General features: G+C 52.0%; 17 protein-coding genes. 9 read left to right on the top strand and 8 right to left on the bottom strand.

The window, feature by feature from the left end:
* Nucleotides 1-29 precede the first annotated feature (29 nt).
* Genes OCU43_RS06185 through OCU43_RS06170 form a run of 4 tightly spaced genes read right to left on the bottom strand, consistent with a single transcriptional unit; the run spans nucleotide 30 to nucleotide 5,166 of the window.
* Nucleotides 30-1,679, bottom strand: coding sequence for an electron transfer flavoprotein-ubiquinone oxidoreductase (locus OCU43_RS06185; RefSeq protein WP_091352316.1), 1,650 nt, complete (start codon nucleotides 1,677-1,679; stop codon nucleotides 30-32).
* Between the two features lie 27 nt (nucleotides 1,680-1,706).
* On the bottom strand, nucleotides 1,707-3,452 hold the full coding sequence (locus OCU43_RS06180) for an acyl-CoA dehydrogenase (RefSeq protein ID WP_091352314.1): 1,746 nt from the start codon (nucleotides 3,450-3,452) through the stop codon (nucleotides 1,707-1,709).
* A gap of 23 nt (nucleotides 3,453-3,475) precedes the next feature.
* The gene (locus OCU43_RS06175; RefSeq protein ID WP_091352312.1) at nucleotides 3,476-4,405 is read right to left on the bottom strand and encodes an electron transfer flavoprotein subunit alpha/FixB family protein; all 930 of its coding nucleotides are present in this window, start codon (nucleotides 4,403-4,405) and stop codon (nucleotides 3,476-3,478) included.
* 11 nt (nucleotides 4,406-4,416) lie between these two features.
* Nucleotides 4,417-5,166, bottom strand: a complete 750-nt coding sequence (locus OCU43_RS06170) for an electron transfer flavoprotein subunit beta/FixA family protein (RefSeq protein ID WP_091352310.1) — start codon at nucleotides 5,164-5,166, stop codon at nucleotides 4,417-4,419.
* Nucleotides 5,167-5,359: 193 nt separating this feature from the next.
* Here OCU43_RS06170 and OCU43_RS06165 point away from each other — a divergent pair, with 193 nt between their 5' ends.
* From OCU43_RS06165 to OCU43_RS06155, 3 genes are all read left to right on the top strand, one after another.
* Nucleotides 5,360-6,370, top strand: a complete 1,011-nt coding sequence (locus OCU43_RS06165) for an AraC family transcriptional regulator (protein ID WP_091352307.1) — start codon at nucleotides 5,360-5,362, stop codon at nucleotides 6,368-6,370.
* Between the two features lie 298 nt (nucleotides 6,371-6,668).
* The gene (locus OCU43_RS06160) at nucleotides 6,669-7,202 is read left to right on the top strand and encodes a hypothetical protein (protein WP_091352305.1); all 534 of its coding nucleotides are present in this window, start codon (nucleotides 6,669-6,671) and stop codon (nucleotides 7,200-7,202) included.
* A gap of 9 nt (nucleotides 7,203-7,211) precedes the next feature.
* Nucleotides 7,212-8,702, top strand: coding sequence for a di-heme oxidoreductase family protein (locus OCU43_RS06155; protein WP_091352302.1), 1,491 nt, complete (start codon nucleotides 7,212-7,214; stop codon nucleotides 8,700-8,702).
* A 60-nt stretch (nucleotides 8,703-8,762) separates the two neighbouring features.
* Here the strand turns inward: OCU43_RS06155 and OCU43_RS06150 are convergent, their stop codons facing one another.
* Complete coding sequence (locus OCU43_RS06150) at nucleotides 8,763-9,335, bottom strand: hypothetical protein (protein ID WP_091352300.1); 573 nt, start codon at nucleotides 9,333-9,335, stop codon at nucleotides 8,763-8,765.
* Between the two features lie 69 nt (nucleotides 9,336-9,404).
* On the bottom strand, nucleotides 9,405-11,039 hold the full coding sequence (locus OCU43_RS06145) for an acyl-CoA synthetase (RefSeq protein WP_091352298.1): 1,635 nt from the start codon (nucleotides 11,037-11,039) through the stop codon (nucleotides 9,405-9,407).
* 487 nt (nucleotides 11,040-11,526) lie between these two features.
* Here OCU43_RS06145 and OCU43_RS06140 point away from each other — a divergent pair, with 487 nt between their 5' ends.
* The 5 genes from OCU43_RS06140 (at nucleotide 11,527) to OCU43_RS06120 (ending at nucleotide 17,422) form a co-directional block, all read left to right on the top strand.
* Complete coding sequence (locus OCU43_RS06140) at nucleotides 11,527-13,299, top strand: cache domain-containing protein (protein WP_261832996.1); 1,773 nt, start codon at nucleotides 11,527-11,529, stop codon at nucleotides 13,297-13,299.
* A gap of 142 nt (nucleotides 13,300-13,441) precedes the next feature.
* A complete protein-coding gene (locus tag OCU43_RS06135; RefSeq protein WP_091356565.1) occupies nucleotides 13,442-14,209 on the top strand; it encodes a hypothetical protein in 768 nt (255 codons plus the stop codon).
* A 75-nt stretch (nucleotides 14,210-14,284) separates the two neighbouring features.
* Nucleotides 14,285-15,553, top strand: coding sequence for an ISL3 family transposase (locus OCU43_RS06130; protein WP_217647410.1), 1,269 nt, complete (start codon nucleotides 14,285-14,287; stop codon nucleotides 15,551-15,553).
* A gap of 75 nt (nucleotides 15,554-15,628) precedes the next feature.
* Nucleotides 15,629-16,678, top strand: a complete 1,050-nt coding sequence (locus OCU43_RS06125; RefSeq protein WP_261832995.1) for an ATP-binding protein — start codon at nucleotides 15,629-15,631, stop codon at nucleotides 16,676-16,678.
* A 36-nt stretch (nucleotides 16,679-16,714) separates the two neighbouring features.
* Nucleotides 16,715-17,422, top strand: a complete 708-nt coding sequence (locus OCU43_RS06120) for a response regulator transcription factor (RefSeq protein WP_245756465.1) — start codon at nucleotides 16,715-16,717, stop codon at nucleotides 17,420-17,422.
* Between the two features lie 104 nt (nucleotides 17,423-17,526).
* On the opposite strand, the gene OCU43_RS06115 is transcribed toward OCU43_RS06120, so the two are convergent.
* Nucleotides 17,527-18,978: a xanthine/uracil/vitamin C permease gene (locus OCU43_RS06115; protein WP_091352293.1), complete on the bottom strand. Its 1,452-nt coding sequence runs from the start codon at nucleotides 18,976-18,978 to the stop codon at nucleotides 17,527-17,529.
* Between the two features lie 671 nt (nucleotides 18,979-19,649).
* On the opposite strand from OCU43_RS06115, the gene OCU43_RS06110 reads away from it, so the two are divergent.
* The gene (locus tag OCU43_RS06110; RefSeq protein ID WP_139203110.1) at nucleotides 19,650-19,874 is read left to right on the top strand and encodes a hypothetical protein; all 225 of its coding nucleotides are present in this window, start codon (nucleotides 19,650-19,652) and stop codon (nucleotides 19,872-19,874) included.
* A gap of 176 nt (nucleotides 19,875-20,050) precedes the next feature.
* Here the strand turns inward: OCU43_RS06110 and OCU43_RS06105 are convergent, their stop codons facing one another.
* Nucleotides 20,051-20,812, bottom strand: coding sequence for an ABC transporter permease (locus tag OCU43_RS06105; protein ID WP_091352288.1), 762 nt, complete (start codon nucleotides 20,810-20,812; stop codon nucleotides 20,051-20,053).

Here is a 20,812-nt window from a genome sequence, read left to right as displayed (position 1 = left end):
AACGCGCCCTGAGGCGCGTTGTTCGTTTTTTACATGTTGGGGTAGTTCGGCCCACCGCCGCCCTCCGGCGCCACCCAGGTAATATTCTGGGCCGGGTCTTTGATATCACAGGTTTTACAGTGCACGCAGTTCTGGCTGTTGATCTGGAAGACTTTCTCTCCCGCATCGTTTTCCAGGACTTCGTATACGCCTGCTGGACAGTAGCGCTGCGCCGGTTCGTTGAACTTCGGCAGGTTCTGCATCAGCGGTATACTGCTGTCTTTCAGTTTCAGGTGACAGGGCTGGTTTTCCTCATGGTTGGTGTTGGAGATAAACACCGAGGAGGGCTTGTCAAAACTGAGTACACCATCCGGTTTCGGATAACTTATTGCCGCACATTCAGATGCAGGCTTCAGTTGGGCGTAATCCGCATGGTTATCGCGGATGGTAAACGGCAGGCTGAAGATGTTCTGATCGATAAAGTTCAGGGCGCCACCGATCATGGTGCCGTATTTGTGCAGCGCCGGACCGAAGTTGCGGCTGCTGTACAGCTCGTCATAAACCCAGGAGTTTTTGAAGTTTTCGCCGTATGCGGTCAGATCATTACCACCTTCATCACCCCCGGTCAGTGCGGCAAAGATCGTTTCGGCAGCGACCATACCGGACTTCATCGCGGTGTGTGTACCTTTGATCTTGGCGAAGTTCAGCGTGCCTGCGTCACAACCTAACAGCAGTGCGCCGGGCATGGTCATCTTCGGCAGGGCATTAAAGCCACCTTTGGTGATCGCCCGGGCACCGTAGGAGACCCGTTTGCCGCCTTGCAGATATTGGGAGATCAGCGGGTGATGTTTCATCCGCTGGAACTCGTCAAACGGGCTCAGGTGCGGATTATCGTAGTTAAGATCGGTGATCAGCCCCACTACCACCTGATTATCTTCCGCGTGATAGAGGAAGAAACCACCGCTGGCACCGGCGTCGCTCAGCGGCCAGCCGGCACCGTGCAGCACCAGACCCGGCTGATGCTGATCGGCGGGCACATCCCATAACTCTTTAATACCGATGCCGTAGTGCTGGGCATCGGCGTCTTTATCCAGTTCAAATTTAGCGATCAACTCTTTGCCCAGATGGCCGCGGCACCCTTCGGTGAAGATGGTGTATTTCGCCAGCAGGTCCATACCCGGCATATAGCTGTCTTTCTGCTCGCCATTTTCATCCAGCCCCATATCGCCGGTACCGATACCGGCCACCCGGCCATCATCGCCGTAGATAATGTGTGACGCGGGGAAGCCGGGGAAAATCTCGACCCCCAGTTGTTCCGCCTGCTCTGCCAGCCAGCGGCACAGATTGCCGACACTGGCAATATAGTTGCCATGGTTGTGCATGGTTTTGGGCACAAAGCCGTTGGGGATTTTGGTCGCTTTCTCGCCGCTTTTCAGCAGGTAGATCTGATCTTCAGTGACCTCAGTTTTCAGTGGCGCGCCCTGCGCTTTCCACTCGGGGAACAGCTCATCCAGGGCGCGGGGTTCAACCACCGCACCGGAGAGAATATGTCCGCCAACCTCGGCTCCTTTTTCAACCACGCAGACCATCAGTTCCTGGCCTGCGTCATTTGCCTGTTGCATCAAACGACATGCAGTGGACAGTCCGGCGGGACCGGCACCGACAATCACTACATCGAATTCCATCGATTCTCTTTGCATTGTTTTTATCCTCGTCGTTTTGCGCTACTAAAACTGCTCTTCATCCAGTTGCATTATGCTGTCACTGCCGGCCATCACAGAGGCAAGGCAGGACTGGGTACGGGGCAGCATATGTTCACAGAAGAACCGGGCAGTTGCCAGCTTAGCTTGCAGGAATTCAGGATTACCTTCACCTGCGTCAAGCTTAGCCTGTGCCCGCATAGCACTTTTCGCCATCAGCCAGCCACCACAGAGGAAACCAAACAGCATCATAAAGTTAACGCAGGCACTGCCAGGGGCATTCTTATCCGCTGCACTATCCAGCAACCACTGACGGGCTGCAATACCATTATCGAGTGATCTGCGGCACTGTTGCGCTGCCAGGGTGAACTGACCACCCAGGGATTCAAACTGGGCGATATCAGCGGTCATCTCATCCAACAGAGCTTGCAGGGATTCACCGCCATTGACCAGCGTTTTACGTCCCACCAGGTCCAGCGCCTGGATCCCGGTGGTGCCTTCATAGATGGTGAGAATCCGGGCATCACGGTAGAACTGTGCCGCGCCGGTCTCTTCGATAAAGCCCATTCCGCCATGAATCTGCACCCCCAGATAGGTGAGTTCCTGAGCAAATTCCGTCACCCAGCCTTTAACGATGGGCGTCAGCAATTCAATCCGCGCAGCATTGTCGCGGTCGGCTTCGGCGGCGGCCACCAGACAGAGAGCCCGCATCGCTTCGGTACCGGACTTCATGGTCATCAGCATGCGACGAACATCGGGGAAACGGATAATCGGATAGCGGCTGCCATCTTTATTGGTGCCCTGAATCCGGTCTTTTGCATACTGCAATGCATGCTGATAAGCCGCTTCAGAGACCGCCAGTCCCTGCAGACCCACCCCCTGACGGGCATGGTTCATCATGGTGAACATATAGGCCAGGCCTTTGTTCTCCTCGCCGACCAGATAACCCACTGCACCGCCATTATCGCCAAAGCTCATAACGCAGGTCGGACTGCCGTGGATACCCAGTTTATGTTCCAGAGAGACCGCATGGGCGTCGTTGCGCTCACCAGGATTGCCGTTCTCATCCAGCAGGAATTTGGGCACGATAAACAGTGAAATACCTTTCACACCCGCGGGGGCGTCCGGCAGACGAGCCAGCACCAGATGCAGGATATTATCGGTCATCTGATGGTCACCCCAGGTGATAAAGATCTTCTGCCCGGTGATCAGATAGTGGTCACCGTTAGGCACCGCTTTAGTCTTAACGGCCGCCAGATCGGTCCCCGCATCGGATTCGGTGAGGTTCATGGTACCGGTCCACTCACCGCTGACCAGTTTTGGCAGGTAATGCTGTTTCAGCTCATCGCTGCCGTGGTGACTGATCGACTCGATCGCTCCCTGACTCAGCAGCGGGCAAAGAGCAAACGACAGGTTAGCGGTCTGCCAAACCTCATTAACTGCGGTGCCCAGCACGTTAGGCAGGTTCTGTCCGCCAAACTCTTCAGCAGCAGTCAGCGTGGCCCAGCCCCCCTCAACATACTCCTTATAGGCTTCAGCAAAGCCTTCGGTCTGCTGTACGCCGCTGTCACCCAGTACCGGATGATTCAGATCACCGGTACGATTCAGAGGGGCCAGCATGCCGGAACCCAGCTTACCCGCTTCAGTCAGGATAACCGACGCCAGTTCACTGTTGATATCTTCGAGTCCGGCATCAGCACACAACTGATCGAACTGTACCAGCTCATTCAGAACAAACTCGGCATCTGTAAGGGGGTGCTTGTAGTCACTCATGGTCTTTACCTGTAATTTACTTTTTAGATCTGGCCAGACAGTTCAGGAACCGCATCAAACAGGTCTGCGACCAGCCCGTAATCCGCAACGGAGAAGATCGGCGCTTCTTCATCCTTATTGATAGCCACAATGACTTTCGAATCCTTCATCCCTGCCAGATGCTGAATCGCACCGGAGATACCCACCGCAATATAAAGATCAGGGGCTACCACCTTACCGGTCTGGCCTACCTGCATATCATTAGGTACAAAGCCTGCATCTACTGCAGCCCGTGAAGCACCGACAGCCGCGCCCAGCTTATCGGCCAGACCATAGAGCATTTCGAAATTGTCACCGTTACCCATACCCCGGCCACCGGAGACGATAATCGATGCTGCGGTCAGCTCAGGACGATCAGACTTCGCCAGCTCTTCGCCAACAAAACGGGATGTCCCGGCATCACACACCTCAGACACCGCTTCAATCGCAGCGCTGCCACCCTCGGCAGCCACCGCATCAAATGCAGTACCACGAATAGTCAGCAGCTTAACGGTATCGTCAGTTTTAACCGTTGCGATTGCGTTACCGGCATAGATCGGACGCTGGAACGTATCTGCAGATTCAACGGCGATCACATCGGACAACTGATTGACATCCAGCAGTGCAGCAACCCGTGGCAGATAGTTCTTACCACTGGTGGTCGCAGGTGCCAGGATATGGCTGTGACCGCTGACCAGTGCAACGATCAGCTTAGCAATATTTTCCGCCAGTTGATGCTCATAGGCGGCGTTGTCTGCCAGCAGCACCTTTGCAACAGAGGGGATCGCAGTCGCTGCATCGGCAACCGCCTGGCAGTTATGCCCCGCCACCAGCAGTTCAATATCACCGCCGATCTGTTGTGCAGCCGCCAGCGTGTTCAGTGTTGCAGGCTTCAGTGCCTGGTTATCGTGTTCAGCTATTACCAGAATTGTCATCTGCCCGCTCCTCAAACTACTTTTGCTTCGTTTTTCAGTTTATCCACCAGCTCGCTGACAGATGCCACCTTGATTCCCGCCTGACGCTCGGCCGGTGGGTTGACCGCCACCAGGGTGACTTTATTACCCACTTCAACCCCCAGATCCGCCGGGGTTTTCACATCCAGCGGCTTACGCTTGGCTTTCATGATGTTAGGCAGAGATGCATAACGGGGTTCGTTGAGTCGCAGGTCAGTGGTGATGACTGCGGGCAGATCCAGCTCCAGAGTCTGTAAACCACCATCGATTTCGCGGGTTACCTGCACCTTATCGCCCTCAACCTTCACCTCAGAGGCGAAAGTTGCCTGAGGATAATCCAGCAGAGCCGCCAGCATCTGGCCGGTCTGGTTGTTGTCTGAATCGATAGATTGCTTACCCATAATGACCAGCTGTGGCTGTTCTGCCTGTACCACGGCTTTGAGTAGTTTAGCAGCAGACAATGCATCGGGAGCTGATTCAGTTTCGATCTGGATGCCACGGTCAGCACCCAGCGCCAGGGCGGTGCGGATCTGCTCCTGGCAGGCTTTATCGCCGATGGATACCGCAATAATTTCGCTGGCAACACCCGCCTCTTTCAAGCGAACCGCTTCTTCTACAGCGATTTCACAGAACGGATTCATGGCCATTTTGACGTTAGACAGATCAACATCACTGTTATCAGACTTAACCCGTACTTTAACGTTGTAGTCGATAACACGCTTTACCGGAACAAGTATCTTCATAGCACTCACTTTTAGATTGCGGTTTCTTATTGAGATCTAGTTTGCCTGTTGTCAGCCAGGACAACAATAACGAAAAAAGCCTTATAATTGACTTTTTCGGACACAACAAACCATTTAATTTCGGATATTTCTGATAGTATCGGACAAACAGCTCCATTATAGGACAATCATTTAATGTTTCTGGTACCCGTTTATGAGCTATAACCATCACTCGATCTCGATTCACTTTGCCAATGCGATGCTCAAAGGTGCACGCGCGAACGGGCTGAATGAACAGCAGCTGTTACGGGAGGCCGGGCTTAACAGTGAACTGTTAAGAAACCATGAAGTGCGCATCACGCCGATGCAGCTTAGCCGCCTGGTCCAGTCGATCCTGCGGCATAGCGATGATGACTACCTTGGCCTTGCCAGCCCCCCCTGTCGTTTTGGTGTGTTCGCAGTGATGTGCCGTATGGTGATCCATTGCACCGATCTGCAGCAGGTGTTCACCCAGGCGGTTCATTTTTATAACCTGCTGGTGCCAGCCTCCCACATGACGATAACTGAAACGGACGACCGGGTTATTTTCACCCTGGACCTGACCCATCCGGAGAAAGATCCGGATCACGCCCTGATCGATTTTCTGCTGTTGCTATGGCACCGTTTTCCCAGTTGGCTGATTGGCCAGCGGATTCCGCTGAAACAGGTTGGCTTTCGTCATTCAAAGCCCGCCCACTTCGAAGAATACCGTTTAATGTTCCCCTGCCCTTCAGTGTTCGACCAGCCCCATAACAGTCTGACCTTTGACCGGGCAATCATGAATGCGCCGGTGGTACAGACTGTTCAGAATCTCAGCAGTTATCTGCGGCGCGCCCCGCTGGACTGGTTTAAGCGACAATCCTATTACCCGGTGTATACCCGTAAGGTGATGGACTACCTCGAAAACGCCGAATCGATGGTCGATACCAGTATGGAAGATATCGCCAGCCAGCTGCATACCACCTCCCGGACCCTGCGGCGTAAACTGGATGAAGAGGGCACCAGCTTTCAGGAGATCAAGGATGGTGTTCGACGGGACGAAGCGATTCACCTTCTGAGTCAGCCGAACCTGCCAATTTCCAGGATCGCCAGACGACTGGGTTTCGCCGAAGCCGCGGCCTTTACCCGGGCTTTCAAACACTGGACCGGCATCTCTCCCAGCACTTACCGCAAATCAAAAGGCTAACCCTGAGGTGTTAACTTCTGTCCGATTAGGTCAAAAGACTGACTGCTCAGGCTATCGTCACAGCCTCGCATAACCGCCAGAATATACACCGTATAAACGCCCTCCAGCTCACAGCCTCATGTCTGTGAGCTTTGCATTCTTAGTTTATTATTCTCACCGGCAGCTGCTTCGCAGTTGCCGGTTTTTTTATTCTACCATTCAAAGAATCATTCTAAATCTGTCAGAAAAATGGCTTATATTATTGTTTTAATTATGCATTAATGATAATAATTCTCATTATTTTCAATAAAAACCGCCCATGACAGAACTCCAACTGCTCTATTTATCACAGTTATTTCGCATCTGGACCGTAGGACTGTGTCTGGGCACATCCACTATCGCCATGACGTTCTACTTCTACGTGGTCAGTAAGGGCTTCACCCTTGCCGCCGAAAACAGAATGATGCATATCGTGTATACCGTTCTGAGAATAGGTATGGTGCTGGTTGTGATCTCAGAATTGACGACCTTTATCTATAATTATCGCATTAACAACTTTATCTACTGGACAGATAATCCAGAGTTTATGATGAGGCTGACAATTTTCTGCGTGATTGTCAGCAATGCAATCGCCATGCAAAACCGCTGGATCACCATGTGGCTGGGGCCCGTGATTGCCGGCGGTTCATGGTACGCTTACTTTTTCTTTTCTGTCTGGATTGAAACAGAATCTACCTATCCAACATTGTTACTCGGTTACGGTTACTGGCTGGTGAGTGTGGCGGTGCTTCTGTCAGCGTTGCGCCTATATCTGACCAGACACTCGTCAGATGGCCCTGCGAATAACCGGTAACTGATTCTGATGATGGCTAAAACACGCTACAGTAAAGTTTCCCGGTTACCGCCCCCGACATTCATTATTGCGTTTGTGTCACTGATGGTAGCCATCAGCTTGCTGAGCTATCAGGCTTACCAACTATTATGGCGCCCCTATAATGGATATGGCGAAGTCCGGATAAACTATCGCCAGAGCCACCAGAAAGACAGTTTCAGCGCTGGGGATCTGACCCACTTCCACTCAGATAACAGCGCTTTTGAACAGTCAGCCCCCAACCTCTCTTCGGGACTTGAAGCCGCATTTGAGCGGGGCGACAAACTCTTTGGTCAGGCCTTCTCTGCTAGCGACGGTCTTGGTCCTCTGTTTAACAACGCCTCCTGTGATGCCTGTCATCCTGCTGATGGCAGAGCACAACCTCCGGTTGGGCCAGATGAACCGATTGAAGGCGGTTTTCTCAGGGTTTCTATCCCCGGCATCGGCCTCTATGGTGAACCGTTGTCCCCCCCGGGCTATGGTCTGCAAATCAGTGACCGGGCGATAAAAGGGGTAAAGCCTGAAGCCCGTGTGCGGATAAAATGGCATGACACTCAGGGCGCGTTCCCTGATGGAGAGTCTTACTCCCTGCGCAAACCTGAATTTCTGATAAAAGATCTGGCCTATGGTGCGCTTCCGCCGGATACACAGATCACTCTGCGCCTCGCACCGCCGGTCTTTGGCCTGGGCCTCCTGGAAGCCATTCCGGAACGTACACTGCTATATTGGGCAGACCCGGATGATCTGGACGGTGATGGCATCTCTGGCCGCCCAAACTATGTCTGGGACCTCGAACGCGGAGGCAAAGCCATCGGCCGCTTTTCCTGGAAGTCCAATGCCTTCGATATCCGCCAACAGGCCGCCACTGCAGCCTTTAACGATATGGGGATCAACAATGAGCTCTTTCTGTATCGCTATGATGATCAGAGTAAGGTCCATAAAACCCGTCAGAACTGCGAACCAGAACAACTCAGCTGTCTCCGCGCCTTCGATAGCAAAGAGTTCGAGCTCCGGCCCGATCAGTTAAAAGACCTGACCACCTACCTGCAGCTGCTCGGTGTGGTCTACCGGCGTAATATGGAAACCCCACAGGTGCAGCAGGGTATCGCCCTGTTTAACAAAATCGGATGCGAGAAGTGCCATAAATCCCGGGCAATAACCGGTGAACACGAAATTGCCCGATTGGAAAATCAGTTGATTCGTCCCTATACCGATCTGCTGTTACACGACATGGGTGAAGGTTTGTCGGGGGGACCGGATTTCGAAGCCACTGCTCAGGAATGGAGAACCGCGCCACTGTGGGGGATCGGCATGACCCGCACCGTTAATGGCCATACCCATTTTTTGCACGATGGCCGGGCACGTAATATCCAGGAAGCGATTCTCTGGCATGGCGGCGAAGCGGAACAGGCCAGACAGAAATATATTCATCTGAAGCGGGAATCACGGCAAGCGATACTAAAATTTGTCGGTAGCCTGTAACACGATTATCCGACGCTGAGACACCGCTTTTTACTATTTCCGCTAATATACCTGAACAGGTTAACCGATCTGTTTTCCACCTGCCGGTTGAGTGAACAGGCCTACTCTCTGGGGCTTCTGCGGCAATACAACCGGGCTTGCCACTGAAGCTGGGTGGCTGTAAGCCGTATTCAGCAACGACACCCGCACCGTATGCATCCCATTGCCAATTTCGCGAATAACCAGAGTGCGGTAGAGCTGAGCGTCTTTAACCGGATCAGACTGGGATAACCGAAACGCCAGCAGCTCGGCCAGCATGGTGCCGAGCTGACTCTGACCCTCGTTGTCACCACGACCGATAAACATCAGATCAGGGGATAGCAACTGAATGATTGCGACACAGTGTTCAGCCAGTTCCATCGGCCCCGGGCTGCGGTCACAAGCGCTGAATTGCGTCGAATCAACCCCCTGTAACAGCAACCCAGTACGCACCGGTTCACTTAAAGGCTGTCCGATTGAAACAACGACGACCTCATGAGCCCGCCCGCTCTGCTTCAGTGTTAACGCTTCAGTGATACTCTCCTGCGCCTGACGCCCCACAGCAGACCAGTTATCTGCGAAGACGTCGGGTGTCAGTATTACGGCTATCTTCATTATTATTGTTCCGCCTGACTTTGAGTGGCGAAGAAGTGAACCCTCTCCGCACAAGTTACCAGTCTGGACTCACTGCAGCTCTTTCGCCTTCTGCCGCAGTATAAACTTCTGGATTTTACCGGTTGAGGTTTTCGGCAGATCCCCGACAACAACCCGTTTGGGGGTTTTAAAGTGCGCCATATTAGCCCGGCAGAAATCGATAATCTCCTGCTCGGTGACCGTTTCGCCCTCGGTTGTGGTAATAAATGCGCAGGGGGTTTCGCCCCACTTTTCATCCGGCCGGGCAACCACTGCCGCATCCTGAATTTTAGGATGCCGGTAGAGCACATCTTCAACCTCGATACTGGAGATATTCTCGCCACCGGAGATAATCACATCTTTGGAACGGTCTTTAATTTCGATATAACCATCGGCATGCCATACCGCCAGATCGCCAGAGTGGAACCAGCCACCTTTAAACGCTTCATCGGTGGTCGATGGATTTTTCAGGTAACCTTTCATCACCAGATTACCCTGCATAAAGATCTCACCGATAGTTTCGCCATCTTGTGGCACCGGCTCCAGAGTATCGGGATCGGCCACCATCAGACCATCCAGCATCGGTGCACGCACCCCCTGTCGGGATTTCAGCCGGGATTTTTTCCCCTCATCGAACTCATCCCACTCCTCATGCCAGGCACACACCACCGATGGACCATAGGTTTCGGTCAGGCCATACACATGGGTCACTTTAAAACCCAGCTCCTCCATGCCCTGAATCACTGAAGCGGGTGGCGCCGCTCCCGCCGTCATCACTTTCACCTGATGTTCGATCCCCGCTTTCATCGCTGCAGGCGCTGAGTTGAGCATATTCAACACAATAGGTGCACCACAGAAATGGTTCACCTGCTGCTCTTTGATCTGTTCAAAGATGATATCGGCCCGCACATGACGCAGGCTGACACTGGTACCGGCGGCGGCAGCAATCGACCAAGGGAAACACCAGCCATTACAGTGGAACATCGGCAGAGTCCAGAGATACACCGGGTGTTGCCCCATATCCCAGGAGACGATATTACTCACGGCATTGAGATAGGCTCCGCGATGATGATACACCACTCCTTTAGGGTCACCGGTAGTGCCGGATGTATAGTTAAGGGTGATCGCATCCCATTCATCTGCAGGCTTCACGCCAGTAAATTCGTCATCCCCTTCCGCCAGAAACGCATCATAGGTCAGGTCACCGATCAGCTCGCCTTCAGCATAGGTTGGATCATCGATATCGATCACCAGGATTTTTTTACCGATCATTTTCAGGGCTTTACGCACCACAGTGGAAAACTCCCGCTCGGTAATCAGGACTTTGGATTCCGCATGCTGCAAGACGAAGGCGATCGCTTCTGCATCCAGCCGGGTATTGATCGAGTTCAACACCGCGCCACTCATCGGCACGCCAAAATGAGATTCAAAATGTTCAGGCAGGTTAGGCGCGATAATGGATACGGTATCACCACTGCCGATCCCCCGCTGCACCAGCGCACTGGCCAGACGACAGCAGCGCTGATAGGTTTCTGCCCAGGTTCTGCGCTGCGCACCATGAACGGTGGCAATACGGTTTGGATAAACCTTAGCACTGCGTTCCAGAAAGCTCAGCGGCGTCAGCGCCGTGAAGTTGGCCGCATTCTGATCGAGGGACTGATTATAGACATTATGATGTTCAGACATTGTATTTTCCTGTACCTGTTTTCGACCGGTTCACATGCTCAGGTCCGGCCAGTCGATCTGAAAAAAGTATTTAATGGAAGCTCCCTCACGGGAGTATGCTGGTCAGGTCGGGATGCCGACACCTGAACCACCCGGCCTGTGGGCGCAAGAGTAAAAGGTGGGATAACTGATGAGCATTAACCAGCAACACAGCACCGTAGCCGATCCATAGCGGCTCAGCTCAGCTGTGAAATAATTGTGTGGATACAGAGAAGGCATCTTTACTCTCTCCCGGCCATTGCTGCTGGCCAGCGTTTTTATTGTTATCGGTCACAGTATTGAGTCTGTGATTTTCTAACAGTAAAACCGATAATCATTGCCGCAATTTGTCTGAAATATAACGAAATGTAACAGCCAGTATGGCGACCTGACATTTCCTATAGAATGACAGAACAATAATAATGGTACGGTGACAGACGACAGCACTATGCTTTTCAGATCGAAACTCATGCAACGCTTCTTCGTGACTCTGCTGATAATCATCTCGATGATTTTTATCACGGTGTACTTTTATTCGGTGCCGGTGATTAAGAAAAAGGTGTTCGAGATTGAACGCAATTCCAGCGCTATCGCCCTCAACAGCGTCTTTTCCCTTGCCAATAAGATGTACGCCGATACCAAAAAATACCGCAGCCAGGCACTGGAATCCCATAAGAAGCGTCTGCGTACCGTAGTTGATCTGGCCGACTCATTCTTCGACAGTGCGGTTGCCGAAGCGCGTCGTAACGGTCTCAGCGAAAAGCAGGCACGTCAGGTTGCTTTCGAGCAGCTGAGAAGCTTTAAATACGGCGACAATGACTATATCTGGATCGCCGATCAGCATGGCATCCTGCTATCGCATCCAGACCCGCGCTATCAGGGTAAAGATACCGCGACCCTGCACAGCCAGGAGGGTGACAGTGAGGTTCGCGCAGTCATCGATCTGGCATTACGCCAGGGAGAGGGCTTCTACCAGTACAAATGGAACCGGCTCGACTCCGAAAAGCCGCTGGATAAGGTCTCATTTGTTAAAAACTTCCCCGACAAAGGGTTTGTGATCGGCTCAGGGGTTTATCTGGATGACCTGGATGCGGATATCGAGCAGATCCGCAATGAAGCACTGATTGAGCTGCGCGAAGGTATCAGGGATATAAAAATCGCCTCCACCGGCTACCTGTTTGTTTTTGATGCCAGCACCAATATGCTGATCCACCCGAACTCAAATATTGCAGGTAAAAACTTCCTCAAACTGACAAATCCGGTGACAGGCAACTCTATCGCCGAAGATCTGATTCAGGTCGCTGATACCGGTAAAGAACTGTATTACAAATGGGACCGGCCCGATGACCCTGGCAACTACAGCTATGAAAAACTCTCACTGGTGCGTTATCTGCCGGGGTTTGACTGGTATATCTGCTCATCGGTCTATGTCGATGAATTGCGCAGCAGCGCTGAACTGCTGACAGAAAGAATCATCACTATCGCAGTGATCGCACTGTTTGTTGCACTGCTGCTGATGTTGCTATTCAGTCAGTGGATAACCCAGCCGATCAAACGACTGGCAGATACCGCGGTCAGGGTATCGGAAGGTGAGCTATCGGCTAAAAGCGGTATCCGCCGAGATGATGAGGTGGGACTGCTGGCTTACACCTTCGACACCATGGTGGAACGCCTGCGCGACTCGATTAAAAATCTCGACAGCAAGGTAGAACAACGCACCCATGCATTAGCCGAAAAAAACCAGCAACTGATCATCGCTTCAGAGTCGATGGCCAGTGCCAAGGAAGCGCTGGCACAATCAGAACAGCGTCAGCGACAGATTCTGGACGCCCTGCCCGCACAGATCGCCTATCTCGATACCTGCCTGAACATTCTGTTTGTCAATCGGGTGTTCGCCGAGACATACCATCAGGATAAGGCCAGTATGATCAATAAGCCCCTGCAGCAGGCGATTGGAGAGACCTGCTTCAACCATATTCAGTGGCAACTTCAGTCCGCCCTCAGGGGGCAACAAACGGCAGGCGAATATACCGAACCTCTACAGCAACGACAGGTGATCTGTAAACGCACCCTGATCCCCTGTTTTAATCCGGATAATAAGGTTAATGGTATTCTGATTCTGACCTTCGATATCACCAGTGAGAAAGATGCCGAACGGCAGTTAAATGAAGCGCAACGGATGAATGCCGTGGGTCAGATGGCGGGAGGACTGGCCCATGATTTTAAGGGTATCCGGATTTAGCGGTTGATCTGCACTAGATGTAATTTTATAAATAAATCGGATTTTAGGGTTGACGGCGGGAGCTAGATACCATATCATTAAAAACGTGGAAGACATCCACAGCCGAACTCAGCGGCGACTCTGAGATGACAAGGACTTAACCATGAAAACTATCTCTATTGCTGAATTTGAAACTCTGGTAGCTCGCAATGACTGGCAGCGTGAACAAGACCATGAAGTTGTAGAGCGTCTTGATCGTCAGGTTGAAGAGTGGGATGAAGAAAACGAATCTCTTGACCTGATCGACATTCCTCATGTTTGGGGCTGGGCTTCCAAAACCTCTACCCTCGACGGCATCAAAATCACTTACACCGAAGGCTTTAACTACGACGAATGCGACCCTGATTCTTTGTCTACAGGAACCGAGGGACAGGATGACGTTTGGTCTGTAGAAGGCGTTGTGGTTGTAGATGAAGGCGGTGACGAGCTGAATGCGCATGAGCTGGCCGACTATCTGGATTCTGATTTCAGCAGCATTGATTACAGCGTGCTTGAGATTGAACAAGTAACTGACATTGACGTAGACGAGGACTCAGACATGGAAACATTTACTCTTGAGATTGATAACGCACCCAGCGTTCGCTTTACTGGTGAACTGGTAGCAAGTGCGGCCAGTTCGGACAATCAGGCGATGGGTAGTAGCTACAGCGGTCAAACAGGTCGCTGGACAGAGCTTGCACTTTACAAAACCAAAGGCGGAAAATTCATCTGCCATCAAGTTGGCCGTACAAGATGGCAAGGTGAGCGCGACCGTTTCAGCGGAAAAGTCTGCGAAACGCTGGCAGAGGTTAAAGAGTTTTTTGGACACCGCTGGCTCGCTAAAGAGTTGTACGCTGATGCTAGCATTGATGACACGGTAGAAGTGGAGTAACAGCAAGGGGCTTCGGCCCCTTTCTTTTTGACTATGACAAATATTTTGAATTGGCCTGACTACAACGTAGTCAATGTGGCAGAGCTTGAGCACGATTATCAAGTACAAGCTGAGGTTGCCAAGCCGCCCACACACTGCCCCCACTGCAATCATCCTGAAATCGTTGGCTTTGGCCGACGTGATGAGGTGGTCATGGACACCCCAGTCCACGGCAAACGAACGGGTATTATGCTTAACCGCCGTCGCTATCGCTGCCAGTCCTGCCGGAAGACGTTTCTGGAGCCTGTACCGCACAAAGACGACAAGCGGCAGATGACCCACCGCCTGATTCAGTACATCGAGCGCGAGAGCCTACGGCGGACGTTCTCGGGCGTTGCTGAGGATGTTGGGGTCGATGAAAAAACCGTCCGCAACATTTTCAACGACTACTGCGAGCGGCTGGAAAAAACGCTCAAATTCGAGATGCCGCAGTGGCTGGGAATTGATGAAATCCACATCATCAAACCGCGCTGCGTGATTACCAACATCGAGCAGCAGACCATCGTTGATATGCTGGATAACCGAAACAAAACGACGGTTACGCGCTATCTGAGCAAACGCACTGACCGCGACCAGGTACGCTATGTAGCAATGGATATGTGGAGACCGTACCGGCAAGCGGTAGAAACCATGATCCCTGACGCCACAGTTATCATCGACAAATTCCACGTTGTCAGGATGGCGAACGAATCTCTGGAACGTGCTCGTAAGGCCATCAGAAGCGATCTAACAGCGCAGCAGCGCCGTGGGTTGATGCGTGATAGGTTCGTCTTGCTGAAACGCCGTCACGAGCTGACAGATGCGGAATACATGCGCTTCTCTGGCTGGACGTTGAACTATCCAGAGATCGGCCAAGCCTACGAACTGAAAGAAGCCTTTTTCGAGATTTGGGACTGTCAGACCCGGCACCAGGCACAGGAGGCATATTACTCCTGGCTGCGACAGATTACGCCGGAAATGATGACTCACTTCGATCCGCTGATCAAAGCGATGGTCAACTGGCACGATGACATTTTCGCTTACTTCGACCACCCCATTACCAACGCCTACACCGAGTCACTGAACAACCTGATCCGTGTTGTGAATCGTGTGGGCCGTGGCTACAGCTTTGAAGCGCTGCGAGCCAAGATACTGTTTACTGAGGGTTTTCAGAAGATCAAGAAGCCCCGCTATCAGCGGCAACGGATACCCGAGGGGGCTATGGGCAGGATGCCGTTCTATGGCGTTGCTGAAACTGGCCCATTGACCAACTACGGCGCAGATATGTCAACACTGGTACGGGAGATCGAGGCAGGGCGTTTATAGCCCTGTTTCAACCCTATAATCCGGATACCCGATTTTAATAACCTGCTGACCATTATACTTGGCAACCTGCACTCGGTGGGTGACCGCTACAGCGGGGATGATCAGCTACAACGTTATCTTGAACCCGCCATCCGAGCCACCCGACGCGGCGCAGACATCACCAGCCGGCTACTGTCATTCTCCCGTCGACAACCGCTCTCGCCAACGCTGATTAATATCGGGCAGATGCTCAAAGACTCCCTTGAACTGCTGTCCAGCTCGCTGCCGGACAATATCACGATCCGCATCAATAACACTCCGTCAGAGCTGCAGCCGTTTGCAGATCCGGGCAGGCTTGAGGATGCCCTGGTCAATCTGGTGTTCAACGCCCGGGATGCGATGCCAGAGGGGGGCGAAATCAGCTTCACAACCCAGAGTATAGCGGTGCAGCATCGTCTGATCATGGACGAGCTGGTAACGCCCGGTAATTACTGCGAAATCTGTATCAGCGACACCGGCACGGGCTTCTCCGATCAGGCGTTGCAACAGTGTTTTGAACCTTTCTTTACCAGCAAAAGCAATGGTGCAGGTTCCGGTTTGGGTCTGAGTATGGTGTACGGTTTTGTTAAGCAGTCAAAAGGCTATATCAGCATTCAGAACGCCGCCCACCGGGGCGCTACTATCACCCTTCTGCTGCCGGCAAAAGCAGCCAGAGAAGAGAGGTTAAATGATCACCCCGGCGCACAAGAGAACACGCTGAAGCAGGAGGGCAAGCTGGTATGCCTGGTCGAAGATGATCCGGATGTCCGCTCGGTGGTGCGTCAGCAACTGATCGACCTGGGATTTGATGTGATCGACACCCATAGTGCTGAAGAAGCGCGGCGTCTGATCCCTCTGCTACCGGAACTCCATGCGCTGGTTTCAGACGTCATGCTGCCGGGCAACCTCAACGGCATTGAACTGGCAGACTGGCTGCATCAGCAACATAACCGTTGCAGAATTATCCTGATCAGTGGATATTCTTACCAGCAAAGCGGTGATAAGCCGATCAATCCGGCCTTTCTGCTGCTGAGCAAACCCTTTGGGATTGCGGAATTGAAAAAGGCATTTCATGATAGTGAGAAGCGCTATGCCGGGTTGGATTAAACTCCCTGACCGCTTCTCTCTTTGCGGAGGCAAACCTTGAATAATAATAAAATGATCTACGTAATCGATGATGAGAAGGATATCTGCCAGATGGTCAGCCTGGAGCTGGAACAGTTTGGCTATTCGGTGCGCAGTTTTACCACCGGGGCACAGGCCTGCCATGCCATCCGCACCCGGCCACCAGCCCTCTGTATTATCGATCTGGGCCTGCCCGATATGGACGGTATGGAGCTGGTTAAGCAGCTGTGCGACAAACACAGTGTTGGCGTTATGATCCTCTCAGGGCGTAACAGCGTCCCCGACAAAGTCCTGGGACTGGAACTCGGTGCTGATGACTATATCGTCAAACCCTTTATCCCCCGGGAGCTGGTCGCCCGGGTGAACAGCCTGCTCCGTCGGTTGGAAAACAGCGGGCCTGATCCCAAAACAGAGACCCGCACCGCCCAATTTGCCAACCTGAGATATGACCCCAAAACACTGACCCTGATCACCGGCGATGGCAAACAATCAGAACTCAGCTCAGCGGAGCATGTACTGCTGATCAGGTTGCTGAAAGCGCCAAAAACCATTCTTTCAAGAGATCAGTTGATGGGGGAAACTACCGGTCCGTTTGACCGCAGCATCGATGTCAGAATGTCCAGGGTGCGCAAGAAAATTGAGCAGGACCCAAAAAACCCTGAGATCATCAAAACCATCTACGGCGTAGGCTATATCCTCACCACCGATGTCAGTTGGACCCCCTGAACATCTGCTCAGCAGAATAAGCCAGAAAAAACCCGGCAGATGCCGGGTTGGTCTTACTGGGGGTTCTTATTTAACCAGTTGAGACAAAGTCCTCAGCCCGCTGACTAAACCGTTTCTGATGGTGACTTAGCTGCCGCCTCTTTAGCGGCAGCCCTGGCGGCCTGCCCCTGAGATTCCTCTTCACCGTCGGCAAAGATCACCTCATCGGCAGGATTGTGCTTACCCAGTAGCTTTGGCCTCTCGATCAGGAAGTAGAGAATCAGACCGATTGCCACCGCATACACTGTTGACTTGGGATCGGGCATCGCCAGGGTTACCGCAACGATACCCGCTACGCCCCGCTCGACAGAGTTTTTCAGCTGTTCCATACCCACCATGATGCAGATATAAGCGGTCAGCACCAGCGTCAGCGAAAGCGCGATGGGCAGTACCGGTTTAAACAGGGTGACCAGCGGTAACACAAACAGTGCGACCAGGCCGGTTAGCCAGAACGTGCCGCCCCCGCTGTAGATCGAATCCATCGCCTTGCGACCCATCGCATAACGCTCCGCAACCGTCGCATGGGCTGCGGTCCACAGCGGACCTGCAAGACCCGGCCAGGGCGCCAGAAATGCATGCAGACAGTTACGCATAGCGGTCACCAGATGCACCCGGTCGACACTGTCTTCAATACTCTCATCTGAACGCAGATGATCAACCCGCTTCACCAGGGTAAAGCCGACAATAATGTCACCAAAGGCGATCACATAGGCGATCACAGCGGTAGGAATCGCCAGCAGGAAAACATCCCATCCGGGAAAACCAACGGTAAAGGTAAGATACTGCCACATCAGTGCAAAGTCCGGGTGAGTAATGCCCCACTGAATATCCGGCAGTGGATATTCGCCCACACTCCAGCCAACAACCATCGCCAGAATCATCCCCGGCACCATACCGAAATTGGCAATTTTCTTCGCCAGCGGATTACTGTCGACCACGTTTTTAAAAGAGAGGGAGAACAGCACATAGGCCGAGATCAGCGAACCGATAATCAGGGACACCGGTGTTGCGTCAATACGACCACCCACTTTCAGCTCGCCCATCATCGCCGCGATACCGGCACCGATAATAATACCGGATTTCAGTGAATTGGGGATGATATCCACCAGCTTTGAACCGAGTCGGGTTACCCCCAGAAACAGAAAGATAAAGGTCACTTCCAGTTGCAGCGCAAACATCGCTTTAATCGCATCCGGCCCCGGCTCAAACCCTTTCAGATAGAGCAGAACCACCGGTATTGCCGGGGTTATCCAGCCAGGCACCAGCGGCACCCCCAACAACGCTGGCAGGATATATCCCAACCCAGCAACAAAGGTGAATGCCAGGGCCGCTTCATAGGGCATCCCCAGATATTTTTCCAGCAGCGGAATCATCGCCAGGCCAACCACAAACATGATTAACCCCTGAATCATCTCAGGGGTTTCCCAGCGGTAGTGAATAAAAGGTAGTCTTATTTTAAAAGGACCTGCAGGCCAGTAGGGCTGCTCAGCACCGAACTCTCGAGTCTTTAACGGCATTATTGTTATTCCTGTCATTATTATTGCTGTGTTTGTCAGATCGGGACAAACCAGGTTGCTAACTCCTGACCGGTTCTCTCACCCGGCAGGACAGCGTTGCGCAACAGCCATTTAACAACAGGAGTTTTGCTGCAATCTTTCTCAGAAATAACGAAATGTATCAAGCCGCCAGAGTCGATCATCCGCAAGGAAACGTGTGCCCGTTATTGTTCACAATGCAGAAGCAGATAAGGAAACCAGGGACAGCAATTGTCGACTACAACCGGAGCTAACTTCTTGATTTTTTGCCCATCTATCTACCAGGCAAACAATAAATTGCTGTGATTTACCAACCAGCGGGGATGATGCAAAACACAAATGCACCAAGATAGGTCACAAAATTACACCATTCAGAACCCCGTCCCTCCTTTCTATAAACAGCACAGCTCAGCTCAAATTTCAGCCAAAAAAAGAGAGAACGCCACTATAGCTATCTATAAGCTACAGACTGATATAACGAGAAAATATAAATGATTAGAATAATTCATCATTCAGATGAAAAAGTATACTTTGTCACTGGAAGCAATTCTGGATAATCTGCGCGCGTAAACAAAGTTTGCACTAACAGTATGCAATTAAAGAATGACTGCATCACAAACGCACCAATAATGTGCATAATGAGAGATAAGATCATGCTAACTACCTTCTACTACATCGACCTTTACAACAAACAGCAACAGAACCAGCCAGAAACTGAGCGTGAATATTTCCTGCGTATGGCTCGTGAAATGGAACAAGCCCGTATTCTCGAGAAGCGTCAGGCAAGAAAAGCAAATATTAAGGCTATTTTTGTCGCAGCACTGAACCTGTTCAAGGCCAAGCCTGTTCAGGCTACTGACTCCGTTTTCGGGCATTGATAGGATGCTGGTGAAAATGCAGCTTAGCCCGGCAACTTCCACTATTGGACAACCGGGTTACGCTGCAGATACGCTAAACTGTCACTGCTTAAATTTTCAACTGAACTGATACCTCCCCTGACCTCTGAAATCAGCTTCTCAGCTTCCAAAACTCCGGTTACCTGCCCGCATAATGATTAAGTTCTGATCCGATATCCGGTACGAAAGATCCACCACACCACCGTCAGACAGATCAGCAGAAACACCATCGTCATCCCCAGACTGACCGCCACATTGACGTCTGCAACTCCGTAAAACGCCCAGCGAAAACCACTGATCAGATAAACGACCGGATTAAACAGCGTCAGCGTCTGCCAGGGTTCCGGCAGCATACTGATAGAATAAAACGCGCCCCCGAGAAAGGTCAGCGGCGTGATAACCATCAGCGGTATCACCTGAAGTTTCTGAAAATCATCGGCCCAGATACCGATAATGAAACCGAACAGACTAAAGGTCACCGCAGTCAGGATCAGAAATGCCAGCATCCAGACAGGATGTTGAATATGGTAATCAACAAACAGCTGGGCAGTCAGCAGAATCAGCAATCCCAGGGTCACCGATTTAGTGGCGGCAGCGCCGACATAACCGATCACAATCTCCATCGAAGAGACCGGTGCGGATAAGACTTCATAGATAGTGCCGGAAAACTTGGGAAAGAAGATACCAAACGACGCGTTGGAGATACTCTCACTCAGCAGAGACAGCATCACCAGTCCCGGAATAATAAAGGCACCATAGCTGATCCCCTCAATATTACCCATACGGGATCCGATCGCGGTACCGAACACAATAAAGTAAAGCGAGGTAGACAGCACCGGAGAGGCAATACTCTGCATCAGGGTACGGAAGGTACGCGCCATCTCAAATTTATAGATCGCCCGGATTGCATACAGATTCAT

The sequence above is a fragment of the Amphritea atlantica genome (assembly GCF_024347255.1).
In the GTDB taxonomy this organism is placed as follows: domain Bacteria; phylum Pseudomonadota; class Gammaproteobacteria; order Pseudomonadales; family Balneatricaceae; genus Amphritea; species Amphritea atlantica.
This window is presented reverse-complemented; position numbering and strand designations above follow the sequence as displayed.